The organism is Cerasibacillus sp. (genome assembly GCF_036516575.1).
Taxonomy (GTDB): domain Bacteria; phylum Bacillota; class Bacilli; order Bacillales; family Amphibacillaceae; genus Cerasibacillus.
In genome coordinates, this window is record NZ_DATBTY010000006.1 from 175,274 (window position 1) to 191,887 (window position 16,614).

General features: G+C 35.3%; 17 protein-coding genes. 10 read left to right on the top strand and 7 right to left on the bottom strand.

Going from position 1 to position 16,614, the window contains the following annotated elements:
- Positions 1–44 precede the first annotated feature (44 nt).
- Complete coding sequence (gene fumC / locus VIG73_RS02040) at positions 45–1,433, top strand: class II fumarate hydratase (RefSeq protein ID WP_331638881.1); 1,389 nt, start codon at positions 45–47, stop codon at positions 1,431–1,433.
- Positions 1,434–2,116: 683 nt separating this feature from the next.
- Positions 2,117–2,323, top strand: a complete 207-nt coding sequence (locus tag VIG73_RS02045) for an alpha/beta-type small acid-soluble spore protein (protein WP_331638883.1) — start codon at positions 2,117–2,119, stop codon at positions 2,321–2,323.
- A gap of 86 nt (positions 2,324–2,409) precedes the next feature.
- Here VIG73_RS02045 and VIG73_RS02050 read toward each other — a convergent pair whose 3' ends face one another.
- Positions 2,410–3,510: a sn-glycerol-3-phosphate ABC transporter ATP-binding protein UgpC gene (locus tag VIG73_RS02050; RefSeq protein WP_331638885.1), complete on the bottom strand. Its 1,101-nt coding sequence runs from the start codon at positions 3,508–3,510 to the stop codon at positions 2,410–2,412.
- 111 nt (positions 3,511–3,621) lie between these two features.
- Positions 3,622–4,509, bottom strand: a complete 888-nt coding sequence (locus VIG73_RS02055) for a PucR family transcriptional regulator (protein WP_331638887.1) — start codon at positions 4,507–4,509, stop codon at positions 3,622–3,624.
- A gap of 168 nt (positions 4,510–4,677) precedes the next feature.
- On the opposite strand from VIG73_RS02055, the gene VIG73_RS02060 reads away from it, so the two are divergent.
- On the top strand, positions 4,678–5,019 hold the full coding sequence (locus VIG73_RS02060) for a YlbF family regulator (RefSeq protein ID WP_331638889.1): 342 nt from the start codon (positions 4,678–4,680) through the stop codon (positions 5,017–5,019).
- A gap of 53 nt (positions 5,020–5,072) precedes the next feature.
- Here the strand turns inward: VIG73_RS02060 and VIG73_RS02065 are convergent, their stop codons facing one another.
- Positions 5,073–5,258 (bottom strand): YhzD family protein, encoded by a 186-nt coding sequence (locus VIG73_RS02065; protein WP_331638891.1) that lies wholly within the window; start codon positions 5,256–5,258, stop codon positions 5,073–5,075.
- 141 nt (positions 5,259–5,399) lie between these two features.
- Here VIG73_RS02065 and VIG73_RS02070 point away from each other — a divergent pair, with 141 nt between their 5' ends.
- The 4 genes from VIG73_RS02070 to VIG73_RS02085 are packed head-to-tail and all read left to right on the top strand — an operon-like array spanning position 5,400 to position 10,839.
- Entirely contained in the window at positions 5,400–6,626 is a 1,227-nt protein-coding gene (locus VIG73_RS02070; RefSeq protein ID WP_331638893.1) for a DNA repair exonuclease, read from the top strand.
- A gap of 9 nt (positions 6,627–6,635) precedes the next feature.
- Positions 6,636–9,602, top strand: coding sequence for an ATP-binding protein (locus VIG73_RS02075; protein ID WP_331638895.1), 2,967 nt, complete (start codon positions 6,636–6,638; stop codon positions 9,600–9,602).
- A 28-nt stretch (positions 9,603–9,630) separates the two neighbouring features.
- Positions 9,631–10,599 carry a 3'-5' exoribonuclease YhaM gene (gene yhaM, locus VIG73_RS02080; RefSeq protein ID WP_331638897.1) on the top strand — a complete coding sequence of 323 codons (969 nt, stop codon included), beginning with the start codon at positions 9,631–9,633 and terminating at the stop codon, positions 10,597–10,599.
- 39 nt (positions 10,600–10,638) lie between these two features.
- Positions 10,639–10,839 (top strand): sporulation YhaL family protein, encoded by a 201-nt coding sequence (locus tag VIG73_RS02085; RefSeq protein ID WP_331638899.1) that lies wholly within the window; start codon positions 10,639–10,641, stop codon positions 10,837–10,839.
- Between the two features lie 26 nt (positions 10,840–10,865).
- Here VIG73_RS02085 and VIG73_RS02090 read toward each other — a convergent pair whose 3' ends face one another.
- Positions 10,866–11,729, bottom strand: coding sequence for a peptidylprolyl isomerase (locus VIG73_RS02090; protein WP_331638900.1), 864 nt, complete (start codon positions 11,727–11,729; stop codon positions 10,866–10,868).
- Between the two features lie 494 nt (positions 11,730–12,223).
- On the opposite strand from VIG73_RS02090, the gene VIG73_RS02095 reads away from it, so the two are divergent.
- On the top strand, positions 12,224–12,550 hold the full coding sequence (locus VIG73_RS02095) for a DUF1878 family protein (RefSeq protein ID WP_331638901.1): 327 nt from the start codon (positions 12,224–12,226) through the stop codon (positions 12,548–12,550).
- A 76-nt stretch (positions 12,551–12,626) separates the two neighbouring features.
- Here the strand turns inward: VIG73_RS02095 and VIG73_RS02100 are convergent, their stop codons facing one another.
- The 3 genes from VIG73_RS02100 to VIG73_RS02110 form a co-directional block, all read right to left on the bottom strand.
- On the bottom strand, positions 12,627–12,992 hold the full coding sequence (locus tag VIG73_RS02100; protein ID WP_331638902.1) for a YtxH domain-containing protein: 366 nt from the start codon (positions 12,990–12,992) through the stop codon (positions 12,627–12,629).
- A 159-nt stretch (positions 12,993–13,151) separates the two neighbouring features.
- Positions 13,152–13,670: a tryptophan transporter gene (locus VIG73_RS02105; RefSeq protein WP_331638903.1), complete on the bottom strand. Its 519-nt coding sequence runs from the start codon at positions 13,668–13,670 to the stop codon at positions 13,152–13,154.
- A 119-nt stretch (positions 13,671–13,789) separates the two neighbouring features.
- Positions 13,790–14,218 (bottom strand): HIT family protein, encoded by a 429-nt coding sequence (locus VIG73_RS02110; RefSeq protein WP_331638904.1) that lies wholly within the window; start codon positions 14,216–14,218, stop codon positions 13,790–13,792.
- A gap of 407 nt (positions 14,219–14,625) precedes the next feature.
- Here VIG73_RS02110 and VIG73_RS02115 point away from each other — a divergent pair, with 407 nt between their 5' ends.
- Positions 14,626–15,369 (top strand): ABC transporter ATP-binding protein, encoded by a 744-nt coding sequence (locus VIG73_RS02115; RefSeq protein ID WP_331638905.1) that lies wholly within the window; start codon positions 14,626–14,628, stop codon positions 15,367–15,369.
- Positions 15,362–16,576, top strand: a complete 1,215-nt coding sequence (locus tag VIG73_RS02120; RefSeq protein WP_331638906.1) for an ABC transporter permease — start codon at positions 15,362–15,364, stop codon at positions 16,574–16,576. Before VIG73_RS02115 ends, VIG73_RS02120 begins: the two co-directional genes overlap by 8 nt.
- Positions 16,577–16,614: the final 38 nt, after the last annotated feature.

Sequence of the window (16,614 nt, forward strand, 5' to 3'; positions counted from 1 at the left end):
ACAATATATGGTGTATGGTTAGTTTATCAAAGGAGGAACTAGAGATGGATTTTCGGATTGAACATGATACATTAGGTGAAGTGAAAGTCCCAGCGGATAAATATTGGGGAGCACAAACACAACGCAGTAAGCAAAATTTTCCAATCGGTAATGAAAAAATGCCGAAAGAAGTCATTCGTGCTTTTGCTATTTTGAAGAAAAGTACGGCAAAAGCTAATAGTAAGCTCGGGCTCTTAGATGAGAAAAAGGCAGAAGCCATTGCCCATGCCGCTGACTTAGTATTAGAAGGAAAATTAGATGATCATTTTCCGTTAGTTGTTTGGCAAACAGGAAGTGGGACACAGTCCAACATGAACGTTAATGAAGTCCTTGCACACGTAGGAAATAAATGGTTAAAAGAGCAAGGTAGTGACTTAGTCCTTCATCCAAATGATGATGTTAATAAGTCTCAAAGTTCAAATGATACATATCCAACGGCATTGCATGTATCAGCAGTTTTAAAATTAGAAGATGTGGTCTTACCAGCACTTGAACAAATCAAAGCAAGTGTAAAGGAAAAAATGGAAGCCTTCAAGAATATTGTTAAAATTGGTCGAACTCATTTACAAGATGCGACTCCATTGACATTGGGGCAAGAAATAAGTGGTTGGCACCGTATGTTAGAAAAGTCGCAAATAATGATAAAAGAAAGTGCCGAGCATTTAAAAGAGTTGGCAATTGGTGGAACGGCTGTTGGTACAGGATTAAATGCTCATCCTGATTTCTCGAACCTTGTCTGTGAAGCGATTAGTAAAGAAACCGGAAAAACATTTGTTTCTGCGCCAAATAAGTTTCATTCATTAACTAGTTACGATGAATTAGTATATGCACACGGTGCATTGAAGGCTTTGGCTGCTGATTTAATGAAAATCGCTAATGATGTGAGATGGCTAGCAAGTGGTCCACGCTGTGGAATTGGTGAGATCACTATTCCTTCAAATGAACCAGGAAGTTCGATTATGCCAGGAAAAGTAAACCCAACTCAATCTGAGGCAGTTACAATGGTTGTTGCTCAAGTGATGGGAAATGATGCTACAATTGGCTTTGCGGCAAGCCAGGGAAATTTTGAGCTAAACGTATTTAAACCGGTGATGGCATATAATTTCTTACAATCATGTCAATTATTGGCCGATAGCATGCTTTCATTTGATGAACGTTGTGTACGTGGTATTGAGCCGAATGAAGAAAAGATTGAAAGGAATTTAAATGATTCATTAATGCTTGTAACCGCATTAAATCCACATATTGGTTATGAAAATGCTGCTAAAATAGCTAAAACAGCCTATGAAAACAATGCGACATTAAAAGAAACAGCCGTTGAATTAGGCTTATTAACTGAAGAACAATTTGATGAATATGTTGTACCGAAAGACATGACACACCCGAAAGAATAAATGATATGAGACAGGGACATAACTAGCATTAAATAATGATTAGTTGGTACATCATATTTTGTTAACTGGAACGAACGAAAGACAGGCTTTGGAAGAGGCTTTGTATAATTTCTTATAAAAAAATAATAATCCACTCCTTTTCTCAGGGGTGGATTTCTTTTTATAGGTGTTATCATAACGCCTCAAAGCACAGATTTGTAAATCTTTGAACGCTCCAATGCGATCTAAGTTTAACTAAAATTACTGACTTACATACAATTGAACACCCCAATGCGATCTAAGTGTAACTAAGATCACAGACTTACATACAATTGAACGCTTCAATGCAATCTAACTGTAATTAAGAATACAGACTTACATACGATTGAACACCTCAATGCGGTCTAACTGTAACTAAGATCACTGACTTACACACCATGGAACGCTCCAATGCGATCTAACTCTCAAACATCGCTCACCTATATATCTTTAAACACCCTAATGCGATATTGTAGTAAAAAGACAAGATATAAAATGTATGAATCCTAAGCACATTTGCTGAGCAGTTTTTTCTGCCTGGCAGGGGCAGTTCATTTTGCCCCCGTACGCTTTTTTTATTAGTAAATCATGTTCAATTTTCCAACGTTTATCAGTGATAAGATTTCTTGAACTGTGAACAATATAGACTACAGGAGGTGATATCAATGGCTAACAACAATTCAAATCAATTGCTAGTGCCTGGCGTTCAACAAGCATTAGATCAAATGAAATATGAGATAGCTCAGGAATTTGGTGTTAATTTAGGAGCAGATACAACATCACGTGCTAACGGTTCTGTTGGTGGAGAAATTACTAAGCGTTTAGTTCAGACTGCCCAACAACAATTAGGTGGCGGAAGCACACCACAATAAAATAATGATGGCTTCATAAGGAAGGTTATTCCTGTTCTTATATTAAAAAGAAGAAGGAGGGTCTGATGACCTTCCTTCTTTCTATATTAAGAATGGATACGTTTTTCTGTTTGAATATCAAAGAAATGAGCTTTATTCATATCTAGTGCTAGTTCAACTGACTCCCCATTTGTCACATTAGTTCTCGAATCAACGCGTGCAATAATATCTTGGTTGGATAAAGATAAATAGAGATATGTCTCTGAGCCCATCAATTCAGCCACTTCAATTTTCGCTGTTACTTTTGTGTCAGGAGATGATTCCATAAAACTTAGCTCATCATGTAGATCCTCTGGGCGTATACCAAGAATAATGTCTTTATTGACATAGCCTTGTTCGCGAAGAGGCTTCATTTTTCCTTCTGGTACTTTAATTTTGATGTCATTAAGAGTGAAATACCCATCGATTAATGTTCCTGTTAAGAAGTTCATGGCAGGTGAACCGATAAAACCACCAACAAATACATTTTCTGGATTGTCATATACTTCTTTAGGTGCTCCGACTTGCTGGATAATACCGTCTTTCATAACGACTAGGCGAGTCGCCATTGTCATTGCTTCGGTTTGGTCATGTGTTACATAAATGGTTGTCGTTTTTAAACGATTATGCAAACGTTGGATTTCGGCTCGCATTTGAACTCTCAATTTAGCATCTAAATTGGATAACGGTTCATCCATCAGAAATACTTTAGCATCTCTAACAATGGCACGTCCTAAAGCAACACGTTGACGCTGTCCGCCTGATAATGCTTTTGGTTTTCGATCTAAGTAAGCTTCAAGCCCTAAAATCTTAGCCGCATCCTTTACACGGCGGTCAATTTCGTCTTTCTTAAACTTACGTAGCTTAAGTCCGAATGCCATATTATCATACACATTCATATGTGGGTATAAGGCGTAGTTTTGGAATACCATGGCGATATCGCGATCCTTAGGTGCAACATCATTCATTAGGCGGTCATCAATATATAATTCACCACTTGAAATTTCCTCTAAACCAGCGATCATACGTAATGTAGTTGATTTTCCACAACCAGATGGCCCAACAAATACGATAAATTCCCGATCTTTAATATGTAAATTGAAGTCTTGAACAGCTACGACATCTTTATCGAACACTTTTTTTAAGTTGTTTAATTTTAGTTCAGCCAATGTTTTTCCTCCCTGTGAGTGATTCCAATGCTACTTTCATTATATCGCCTTATAAAAGGCAAATAAATGGTCATGTTGCACAAAAACAGACTTATCTTTTGTGCAACATGACTAATCGAGAATCATAAGTGCTAAATAGACGATAAATGCGTCATGAACATGTCTTATGTCCAGGCCTGTTTGTGAAGAAAATTTGTCCAGTCGATATTGAAGACTATTACGATGGACGAATAATTGTTTAGCAGCATGTGTAATATTAAGATTACATTCAATCAGTGTTTGTACCATCTGGCGTAATTCATGATTGTTTTGAAGACAGTTTAACTCATTTGGAATCAATTTCTGGAGTAGTTCTCGATCACTGTTTTCAATTATAAAAACAGGCAACGCATCTAGAAACGTCAAAACATGAGCATTGTCATATTTGAATGCAATTGGAGCGTATCGGCTAATCTGATCATATATGAGTGGTGCGTCTAATATATTTGTTTGGAGTGGACCAATTAAAAAACGTAATTTAACATATAAATCGCTCATTAACACGTGGATGATTTCTTTATAAGATAGCTGTTCGGTATTTGGTTGACATTCTTCAATAAGAACACCTGAATCATTACTCTCCCAAAGGACGATAACATCATTTTGGAATAATTGTTTCATGGCATCTTTAAAAAGAATCGGTTCCATCGATTGTTCAGGGAATTGAAAATATATTAAACGAAATTCAATGTTTTGAAATGATTGCGTGTCAATAGGTTGTTTATAATGTAGAAGTTGTTTCCACCATTGCTCTTTTTTTGTTAGTTTTGGGAAGTATTCATGAACAGGCTTTAGAAAAGTTGCGAGTAATGTACAGTCCTTTTCGGTTAGTTCAGTTTTAGCAATTCCAATGTATTCTCCGTCTTTCCCTAAAAACCATTCATAATCGTCATTTAGAGTTTTAGCGTCGTTTGCATAAAAACAAATAGATGGAAAAATATTTTTCAACTGTTTATACATTTTGAAAAACCTCTTTTCTCTATAAGGTTTTTGGATTTTTTATATCAAAATAGGAGGGAAATTTAATTTTTATCTTTAGGTATTTATTCATATGGGTATACATAGATTAAATCGTCTGATATAGTTATTTCAGATAGATTCGTTTTATTTTATAAAGGGGGCAAGGCAATGTCTAATATGTATGATAGCGCATATGATATAGAAAAAGCAATTCGCAATAGTGTTGAATTTAAAGAACTTGTGGAAAGTTACCAAAGTGTGATGAATAATAATGAGTCTAAACAATTATTTGAGGATTTTCGTGATACGCAAATTAATCTGCAAGAAAAACAAATGCAAGGTGTAGAAATAACACAAGAAGAAATTGAAGGAGCACGGCAAATTGTTGAAAAGGTTCAACAAAATGAAATGATTTCAAGTTTAATTGAAAAAGAACAGCGACTAAATCTAATGATTAATGATATTAGTCGCATTATAACGAAGCCGTTAGAGGAATTGTATGACAATTAATCACATGGCTTATATCATGAAATAAGACTCACATTCGTGGGTCTTATTTTAGATTAAGAGTGGAACAGAAGTAATTTAGCATTAGGTGAAACGAGGCGATGTGTGTGTTCACTATAGCCTTCCTTGTCTAGTTTTTCTTGGCCAATTTCCTTCGCTTCTAAATCAGTCTTTGCTTCGATTTTCTCATCAAGTAATTTCTTTCCATCTTTTTCGAAGACGGTTAATACATATGTTTTCATAATTATCCCCCTTAATGAAATCGCTTACCCCTATTATAGTATATTTCAGCTTATTTTTGAATAAATAGCCTCGGCATCGAACGTGCATTCGTGTTGGTGATTTGGTAAAATAAAAGGAAAAGGAAATAGGAGGAAACGGTGATGAGCCAAATTTCATTTATTCATGCGGCAGACTTACATTTGGATACACCATTTCGTGGGTTAGCACATATACCAGATACGATATTCTCTGATATTCGTGAAAGTACGTTTCGAGCATTTCGTCAACTCGTTGATGTAGCGATACAAAAACAAGTCGACTTTGTCTTGTTAGTGGGTGACTTATTTGATAATGAACGTCAAAGTCTTAAAGCCCAATTCGAATTACGCCAAGGCTTTGAACGTTTAAGAGAACATCGTATTCATGTCTATATGTCCTACGGCAATCATGATTATATAGCAGGTAATATTCATCCGATAAATTATCCTGATAATGTTTATGTGTTTCCTGATGATACTGTACGTCATGTCGTATACACGAAGGAAGGTCGAGACCTGGCAACCATTTATGGTTTTAGTTACGAAGAACGTGCGATACATACGGCAAAGGTCGACGAGTACAATCTTGCTCAAACAAAGACACCGTTTCATCTAGCCATGTTACATGGCAGTTTAAAGACAAATACGGAACATGATGTTTATGCTCCGTTTACATTAAATGATCTATCTGACAAACCATTTGATTATTGGGCACTAGGACATATTCATAAAAGACAACAATTAAAAATGAACCCACCAATTATTTACCCTGGTAATATTCAGGGGAGAAATCGAAAAGAGACTGGGGAAAAAGGATGTTATTACGTAGAGTTATCGTCAGAAAGTCCAAACATAGATTTTATTCCTTTGCAATCGATTCAGTTTCAAACAGTGAATTTACATGTTGATCATATCCAAACGATTCATCAGTTGGGGGAGGTATTAAAAGCGAAGATTCTTAATCAGTTTTCCACTGCTATTCCACAGCTGTTTGATGTGGTTTTTTTCGGCACGCAATCTCAAATATTAATCTGGAAAAGTAACGGTATGTTGGAAGAAGTTATCGAACTTATTAATGATCAACTCATCACACTTGATACATGGAAATATATTTATCGATGGTCAGATGATATAAAGCAGGCGGAGCATCTAGATACTGAAGGTGATCCGTTTATGGCTGAATTAAGGCGTGTAATCGAATCGTCAAATATGGCGGAATGGCTCGAAGATCTCTATCATCACCGCGAAGCTCGGAAATATCTAATCCCCATGACAGCGGACGAAGAAGAGGCGTTAAAAGCTGAAGTAAAGCAACTTTTATTTTATATGCTCCACAACAAATCGAATTGAGGTGATTTGATGCGATTTAAACAAGCATTTATTTATGGTTTCGGGAAATGGGTCGATTATACGATTGATTTTTCGGATTCATCATTTCTTGTTATATATGGGACAAATGAATCGGGAAAATCGACCATTCAGAATTATATTTTATTTATGTTGTTTGGCTTATATCCGAGTGAACGTGCTTTTTATCGTCCGAAAACGAGTAGTAAAATGGGCGGGCGCTTGACAGTTATCGATCCGGATGTTGGAGAATTTACAATTGAACGGCTTGACCATGTTCGAAATGGTAAAGCTGTTTGTTTTACTGAGACAGAACAATATGATGAGGAATGGTTAAAGAAACGATTAAACGGCTTAACACGAGAAACATATCAGGCGATTTTTTCCTTTTCGGCGGTTGATTTATTAACGATTCGCGATATGAAGGAAGATGAATTAAGTGAAGTTTTGTTAAATATTGGATTAACCGGTTCGACACATATACATACAGTAGAAAAGAAATTAGATGATTCACTTGCTGACCTTTTTAAACCATATGGAACACGGCCTAAAATGAATCAACAGCTGTCTAACTTAAAGATAATGGTGACTAAACAAAAGCAACTTAAAGATGAAAGTATACGCTATCGAGATAAAAGAGAAGCAGTTTCACGTTGGCAAGCTAAATTAGCACGTTTAGAAGAGCGCCTAACCGAGGAGAGAGAAGCTTTTTTACAGTTGGAAAGAGTAGAACAAGCCCTTCCATACCTTTACTCATATATCGATGCATTTAATGAGAAAAATACACTTGACGAGATAATAGGATTTCCAGAAGACGGTATATTACGTTTAGAACAAATAAAGGAAAACATGGTTCCCTTACTAAGCGAGTACGCCATTTACGAGAAGAATATGCAAGAATATCATAAAAAAATGACAGATTTAGAAGATGTCAAATTGGACCAAGCATCGCTTGAACAGATTGACAAAGCCCTTCAATATGAAGCACGTTACCAACATCTTAATGAAGAATTACGGAAACTGAAAAAAGCATATGCATCAGAACTTGTTCAATTAAATACAGAACTTGAACATTTAAATCTCAAATTGACAAGAGATGGTCTACCTGAGCTTCGTTTACCATTCCATATTGAAAAAACATGGTTAACGATAAAACAACGTCATGAAGATCTAACATTACAAAGCGAACAACTTAATCGTGAAAAGCGCATGCTAGAAAAACGACTCACACAGCTAGAGGAAGAAAAAAAATCCATAGAAGGTCAATTATTATCACAAGAAACACGATTAAAAATGGAACAAACAATGGAACATTCCAAAAAAGCTGTTTACATGAAAATGCTAGAACAGCGATATAATAGAACGAATGAAAAGGCGAAAACAAGTATAGATAAATTGCAACAAAAGACAAAGCTCACCAGCATTATAGGGATGATCATTTCCCTAATAAGTGGTATATTCGCATTACTAAATGAATCTCCATGGTATTACGCTGGAATATTAATTGGACTCCTTCTAAGTGGTGCTTCGTTATTTGTGGGGAAGAAATCTAAAGTTTATGTTAAACAATGGATGACGACTATGAATGAAGTACCTGATTCGATCCTTTCACAAGAGGAAGAAAAGGAAGTCCTAGCGCAATTAGCATCAGATAATACAAAGCGTCAACAGCTAAGCTCTATACAACAAGAAATAAAGAAATTATCTGTGCAATATCACGTCTGTGACGAGAAAATAATCGATCATACCATCCATGAACAACAACTAGATCATGACATTCACGAGCAACAAAAGCGTTATCCATTCTTATCTGATGTAGAAGTATCTTTTTGGCCAACACTTTTTCACACATTAAAACGCATATTAGCACGCCACAAAAACGTTGCCGATATAAAAACAGATATGATTGAATGTGAACAACATATTAATCATATACGGGAAGTAGTAATAGTGTTAATGAAAGACCTACGCATTAGGCAGATGGATAAGGCAAAACTCTCATCTTGTTTTGAACAATTGAAAGAGATGATAAACGATGACGAGAAGAAACAGATCAAGTTAGAAAATTATAAGCGATTATCTCAGGACGTCATGAACCAATTAGCATCGGTTCAGGCAAATATAAAGATTTACGAACAAGAAAAGCAATTACTATTTCAGACAGCCCATGCACAAGATGAGGAAGATTATTATAGAAGGGCAAAACAATATGAACGGCACCAATACTTAGTATTAAAAATTGAACAAATTGAGAATAGCTACGCCCCAATGTTTTCTAAGAAAGAGTGGGATGCTTTAGTAAAAGAACAACCAACGCATAAGGAAATAAGTATGAAGAAGCAAGAACAAGCCCTGAAAATGAATCATATTGAAGAAGATATTGAGCATATCAGGAAGCAGATTGCAACAGCAGAAGTGGAAATGAAAGAATTGATATCATCTCATGCATATTCAGAATGGATTCACCGTTTTCAACTTGAAAAAGATGAGCTGAATACCCTAGCTAAACAATGGTCTACCTTAAAAGTTGCTAGAATGTTATTACAAGAAACGAAGAAAAAATATAAAGAGAATTATTTACAACATATACTAGACAAAGCATCCACTTTCTTTATGTATATCACGAATGAACAATATGCTAAGATTATTGCACCAACAGATGATAGTGGGTTTAAGGTGGAATCTAAGAATCAGCTAAGATATGATGTAACAGAATTATCTCAAGGAACAATTGATCAGTTATATGTTTCTTTACGCCTAGCAATTGGTGTTATTATGAGTAAATCCGAGCGATTACCGTTTATCATTGATGATGCTTTTGTCCATTTTGATGGTAAACGAACAGATCGCATACTTGATATATTAGCTACTCTAGCGAAAGAAAGACAAGTTATTTTATTTACATGTAAGAAGGATATTAAAGAAAGAGTGGACCAGACTCATATCATGACAATCGAAAATGCCTATCAACACATATAAGGCATATTAAAAGGGAGAGAATCAGCGAATGAAGAAAGGGATTAAATCATTACAAGTCGGTCATAAATTTGATGGTTTTATGTTAATTAAAGAGGCAACAAAAGGCGTTGCAAGTAACGGGAAACCATTTTTAACATTAATTTTACGAGATATTTCTGGGGAAATTGAGGCTAAACTATGGGATGCAACACCTGAAGATGAGACGGTGTATACCGATGAACAGATTGTGTATGTAACAGGTGATATCACACAATTCAGAGGAAAATCACAACTGCGTATTTATACGATTCGTCCAGCTCAAGTCACTGACGGTGTGCAAATGAGCGATTTTATTGAGAAGGCACCTGTAGCGAAAGAAGTTCTCTATGAGAAAATAATGGAAGCTGTCTTTGAGATGGAAAATCCGAGTATCCAGCGTATGATTCGTGCGTTTATTAAAGCATATCAAGACGAATTACTCACATTTCCTGCGGCCGTATCTAATCACCATGCCTATATGTCTGGTTTGGCACATCATATTGTCAGTATGCTACATTTAGCAAGAGAAATTTGTAAGTTATATCCAGATGTTGATCGCGACTTACTCTATGCAGGCATTATTTTACACGATTTAGGTAAAATCAAGGAATTATCTGGTTTTGTTACGACATCGTATACACTAGAAGGTAAACTAATTGGCCATATTCCGATGATGGTTGAAGAAATCGGTCAAATGGCTAAGCAATTAAAAATAGAAGGTGAAGAAGTTGTCGTCTTACAACATTTAGTACTAAGTCATCACGGTAAAGCGGAGTGGGGCAGTCCAAGACCACCACTAATTCGTGAGGCTGAATTATTGCATCTTATCGATCTCATTGATGCCCGAATGAATACATTAAACCGGGCACTTGAACATGTTGAGCCAGGGGAATTTACTGAAAGGCTTTTCGCCTTAGATAACCGTTCTTTCTATAAGCCTAAATTTGAATCATACGTAAAAGAAGAAGGCATTTTTTAAACAATATGTCATATATCTATTATTAAGAAGGGACGAGGGGTGTATACAGTGTTTTTAGGCGTACCTTGGTGGGTTATTTTATTGATTGGCTTTACATTTTTAAGTGGATATATGGCGTTAAGAGCAATGGTCGCTGAAAAAAGGTTAGAGCAGCGGTTTATTGAACAAGAAGGGCAGATTTATATGGAACGAATTGAAGAGGAACGGCAAAAGCGATACATTAAAAAAGTGGGTGAGTAGCATCGAAGCTACAACCCACTTTTTACTTAACCTTGTGCATTTTGCTGGTCTAAATTAAATAAGTCTTTAAATTGATCATCTTTCACGTCAATTTCAGCTTGATCGAGTAGTTCCTTTAGTTTCGCCTCTGTATCAACTTTTTTATTTCTTAAGTCGTTTTTGATCATGTCTTCCATGTCTTCGAAGCTACCAATGTCCTCTTCTTTTTTACGCTTGTCTACTAATAAAATAATATGGTAACCGAATTGGGACTTTACAGGTTCGCTGATTTCGCCTTTTTTCATACTATATGCTTGATTTTCAAACTCAGGAACCATTTCACCTGTTGAGAACCAACCAATATCGCCACCATTTTCAGCAGAACCATCTGTAGAATGTTCTTTTGCTAGCTTTTTAAAATCAGCACCTTCATCAAGCTGTTTCTTAAGATCTTTTGCATCTTTTTCATCCGCGACAAGGATATGACTTGCTTTTAGTTCGGTTTTCATTCGTTCATATTGTTCTTTTAGTTCATCATCAGTAATCTTGACATCACCAAACATCGCTTCTTCGTAAAGCATACTCATGCGAATTTGTTCTCGTAATTGATCTTCGTCTTGAATCCCCTGTTGCTGGAGGACAAGGTCGAATTGCTCGCCCATTTCATCTTTCATCTGTTTAACTTCTTTATCAATTTCCTTATCGTCGATATCATATTTGTCCTCAAGTATTTTCAATAACATCATCTGTTGCAGGACATTTGCACCAATCTGGTCTTTCATTTCAGTATAAAATTCTTCTTTTGTAATATCACCAGATTTTGATTTTACAATGACATCTCCTGAATTACTGCAACCGGAAAATAATAAAACACCCGCACTAATTGTTGCGGCAATGGCTAACTTCTTCATGTGAACACTCCTAATCTAGATATAAACTTCAATTTCTCACTACCAATAAATATAACATATTTTCTTGTAAAAACATACTATCGATTTACTGAATTTTATATCAAATCATCGCTTGTTGAACTTTAATATATGATGTGAATAAAAGAATTAATATGATTATATTCATGAACCGAAACATTTTCTCTTGGCGTTGTTTACTTAATTTAAGTTTAAGGCAAAATTTATATGTTAGTATATTGAAAATAAAGAAAACGATAAAACTATAAATAGGAAATATGATGTTCATCCACAAATCCCCCTAATAAAAGAACAATTCTCGTAGCCCCTTTTAAAACAGCCTCTCCCTTACTGTAACAAAATTAATGCAGGCTGAACAGGGGAAAACATAATTAGTAATATTTATTATAGCAAAACACGCCTTTATTGTGTTTAAAATGGTATAATATAAGTTACCATTTTTATCGGTTTGATTTTGTTGTAAACGAGGTGTTGTCATGCAAAATAAGACGGCATTCCATCTACAGCTCATTATGCAATTAATTGATATGGAAAAATTCCCTTTAACGAAACTATTAATTGAAAAAAATGTATCGGAACAAGAATATGTTGATTTCATGCAATTGCTTCAGCAAATTAATCAAGATTATCAGGAGCAAAAAGATGAAGGGTTATTAGATTTCACATCATTACTCATACAATTTGTTGGAATGTTAAATGAAAAATTAAGTCCAAATGAAACGATTTTAGCATTAAGGCAAGAAGGGTATTATATAGATTTAATGAATGAATTTATATCACTATTAAATAAACATAATCTCTGAAATGGCTATCATTAAAGTAACGCTATTGGGGTTCAGCACACTCGTTTAATAAAAAAAGTAATCGGACACATACCGATTACTTTTTGTTTTTCTTTACTTTCTCTTCTAATTCTTTTAGGCTTACTTCTATTTGTTCTAAATAATCTTTAATGCTTTCTTGATGTGGTTCAACAGATTCTTTCCAAGCAATGACAGAGCTTTTCATCTCACGAGTGAGATCTTTAATCAGTGCCGAGCTTTCTTTTGATGTTTTAGCTAGCTGGTCCTTTAATTTTAAACCATCTCGTTTTAATCCTTCAAGAAGTTCTTTCCATTCAGTCGCTTGATCCTTTAGCTTTAAACGCGTATCTCTTCCAGAAGCTGGCGCACTTAATAAAGTTGCTGTTGCACTAACAACGCCGCCAACGAAAATACCGAGTAGTAATGATTTGGCTCTTGACATCGTTAATAACCCCTTTCTAATGAAAAAAGTAACATTCTAATTTAATTATAACTTAAAATGAGACACAAGAACAATAACGGTTACATTTATATTGTGTCATCTTATCAAATTTAGTAAAAAACCCTCTGACTGTTAAAGCCAGAGGGATGATTTGGATAATCATGTGGTACGTGGACGCATTCGTTTCAACACGCCTTGGGCAATTGGGTAAACAACAACCATAACCATTGTGTTAACTGCTGCTGCTGGCAGAACAATACCGATAAATAAAGTAATAAATCCGCCTTCCATCAGATTGACAATAAATAGTGCGACGGTTAAAAACACACTACCACTAATAATTGTGCCAATTGCTGTTAGGATAGGTAAGATAATATTTATATTTCCCTTTTGCCTCAAGAAAAGAAATAAACCTAAAAATACAAATGCCGTAATCGGTTTATCAATCAAATTAGCAATTTGTCCACCTGGTGCACCTGTTGTTAAAGCAGACACAATTCCTGTTACAATTGAAAGTAACAAGACATAATTGGCTTTAGGAAATAAAATAATGCCTAAAAACATCATTGCTAAAAGCATATCTGGCTTCATCCCAAATAAAATCGGTGGGATGATAGCGTGTAATACAGTACCAATACCTACTAAAAGGGACAGCAATACTAAATCTTTCGTCTTCATTGACTCATCTCTCCTATTCTATTCTAACTCTTCTAGACGTTCCCAACTGTACACTCATTGTCAATTGCGGAACTTATAATTTAGTATAACAAATCATAGATAAAAGAAAAAGAACTTATCTATTTTATTTGTTGACTAATCTCTTTTGCGATTTGTTGTAAGTCATTTGGTGTATAATCCTTCTCATGTGTATGCCAGTTTGGTGAGTAGCCATCGCCTTTACCATATCGCGGTATTAAGTGAAGATGTAAATGGAAAACGGATTGTTCAGCAGCACGTTCATTATTATTAAGTAGATTCATTCCAAGTGGTTGATAAGCATCTCGAATAGCGTTAGCAATGGATGGTACACGCTCAAACAAATGCTTAGCAACCTCAGGTGGTGTCTCATAAATATTTTTCGTATGTGTCTTTGGTATCACTAACGTATGTCCTTTTGTTACTTGGCTAATATCGAGAAAAGCATAAACATGTTCATCCTCGTAAATTTTAGCAGAAGGCAATTCTCCAGCAATGATTTTACAAAAGATACAGTCTTTTTCTTCCATTTTATTCATCCCCTTTTCATATTGTTACGTTCATTGTAATGATGGATGATATGTATGTCAAAAAATAATAATGAGGCATGACGTTTGTCATGCCTCGATTCGGAAGAGATAGGACGTCAACAATTAGGATAACAACTTCTTTTAGTTGCTATGGTATGATAACCGTTTTAACAGCATCCTTTGACCGAGAGGATATCAACCTGCTAAAAGGGTTTAAATCATATACTTGTCGATTGGAATCACCTCATTATTTTTATTAATGTCGGTGAGTCATCCTTATCTCTTCACTATGTATTATGGGGTTTTAATGATTATTTATACATGAATTAGGGAGGTAGGAGGTGTATTTTATTGTGTTTAATGATAAAATTTGTAAAAAGAATGTTTTCGGAGACGGAGGGCTGATTGTGAAAGCTTTATTGCATGTTGAAGATCTTCATGGCGGCTATACACATAAAAATGTATTACACGGTTTAACATTTGACGTATTTCCGAATGAAATCGTTGGATTGATTGGTCTAAATGGTGCGGGAAAAAGTACCACCATTAAACATATTATTGGTTTGATGAAAGAAAAAAAGGGTAAAATCACACTTAATGAAAAAACTGTACATGAGGATCCAGAAGCGTATCGGACACAACTTGCTTATATTCCAGAAATCCCAATCCTCTATGATGAATTAACACTATATGAACATCTTCGTTTAACGGCAATGGCATATAATCTCCCAAAAGAGATGTTTGAACAAAGGTTAGATATGTTACTCCATGAATTTCGGATGGATAAAAAGCTAAAATGGTTTCCTGTCCATTTTTCTAAAGGAATGCGACAAAAAGTGATGATTATGTGTGCATTTTTGATTGAACCACAATTGTATGTTGTTGATGAACCATTTGTAGGGTTAGACCCTTTAGGTATTCAGTCGTTTATCCAACTCATGATTAAAATGAAAGAGCAGGGGGCAGGCATCTTGATGTCGACCCATATTTTAGCGACTGCAGAAAAGTATTGTGATCGGTTTATTATCTTACATGATGGTCACCTTCGCGCACAAGGTAGCTTACAGGAATTACGGGAGCAGTTTGCTATGCCAAATGCAAGTCTAGATGACCTATATATCCAGTTGACAAAGGAAGATGATCATGTTTGATGCTGATCGATTATTTAAAGAGCGTTTGTCACGTTATTTGAGGGAAACAGGTCAATATTTACGTTATATGTTTAATGGTCATATTGCAGTGGCATTGTTTTTCTTTATTGCGGCATTTGCTTATTTCTATCAACAATGGTTATTGAATCTTCCAGAATCATTTCCAAGTACAACAATCATGGCGATTGTATTTGGTTTTTTAGTGAGTATTGGTTCTGTCCGAACGCTACTTCAAGAAGCCGATTTAGTCTTTTTAGTATCAGCAGAAAATAAGATGCGTCGATATTTTAAAAAGACCCTATTACTGAGTTATTTGATTGGATGGTATCCCGTCTTTTTAGTTGCAGCTTTATTTGGTCCTTTATACTTCGCTAGCTTTCCAGAACGAAGTGGAAGAACGTACTTACTGCTTGTCGTCGTATTGCTCATTTTTAAGGGATGGAATTTGCTTGCAACTTGGTGGATGAATAACATCCAAGATAAAATGATTCGTACCATCGATTTATTAACTCGCGTACTTATCTCAACAGCTGTTTTTTACTTTCTGATTGATGGTACAATTATTCTGGCAGCTGTTTTTACAGTTTTGTTTATTGGTGTGTTTTTATATGATTTATCGATATCCCGGAAACAATCGAATATAAATTGGTATTTATTAATCGAAAAAGACCGAAACCGTATGCAAGCTTTTTATCGCATCGCCAATTTATTTACAGATGTACCTCATTTAAAAAATCCAGTCAAAAAAAGAAACTGGCTTATCTCTTTATGGGGCAATCGTGTGGCATATGATCAACGCTTAACGTATGATTATTTATTTCGTTTAACGTTTATACGTAGTGGGGACTATTTAAGTATGTACATCCGGTTAATCGTTGTCGGTGGTTTATTTATTTACTTTGTTCCGATTAATTGGCTGAAACTGTTATTTGCGTTTCTATTTCTTTACATGAGTTTATTCCAAATGATGACAATCTATCGGCATCACCGGGTAAATATTTGGTTAGATATCTATCCAATTACCCAATCAGATAAAAAACGAGCTCTGTTACGGCTAATTATGAAGTTAGCATTCGTGCAAACAGTGATTTTTACGGTAGTTACGCTTTTACAGCAAAATTATCTAATGACTGGTATTGTTTTAATCGGTGGCTTAATATTTAGCTATGGGTTTGTTTATTTTTATATAAAAGGAAAATCAATTTAATGAAGAGAGCCAGCTCCTCAGTAATGGGAAGCTGGCTT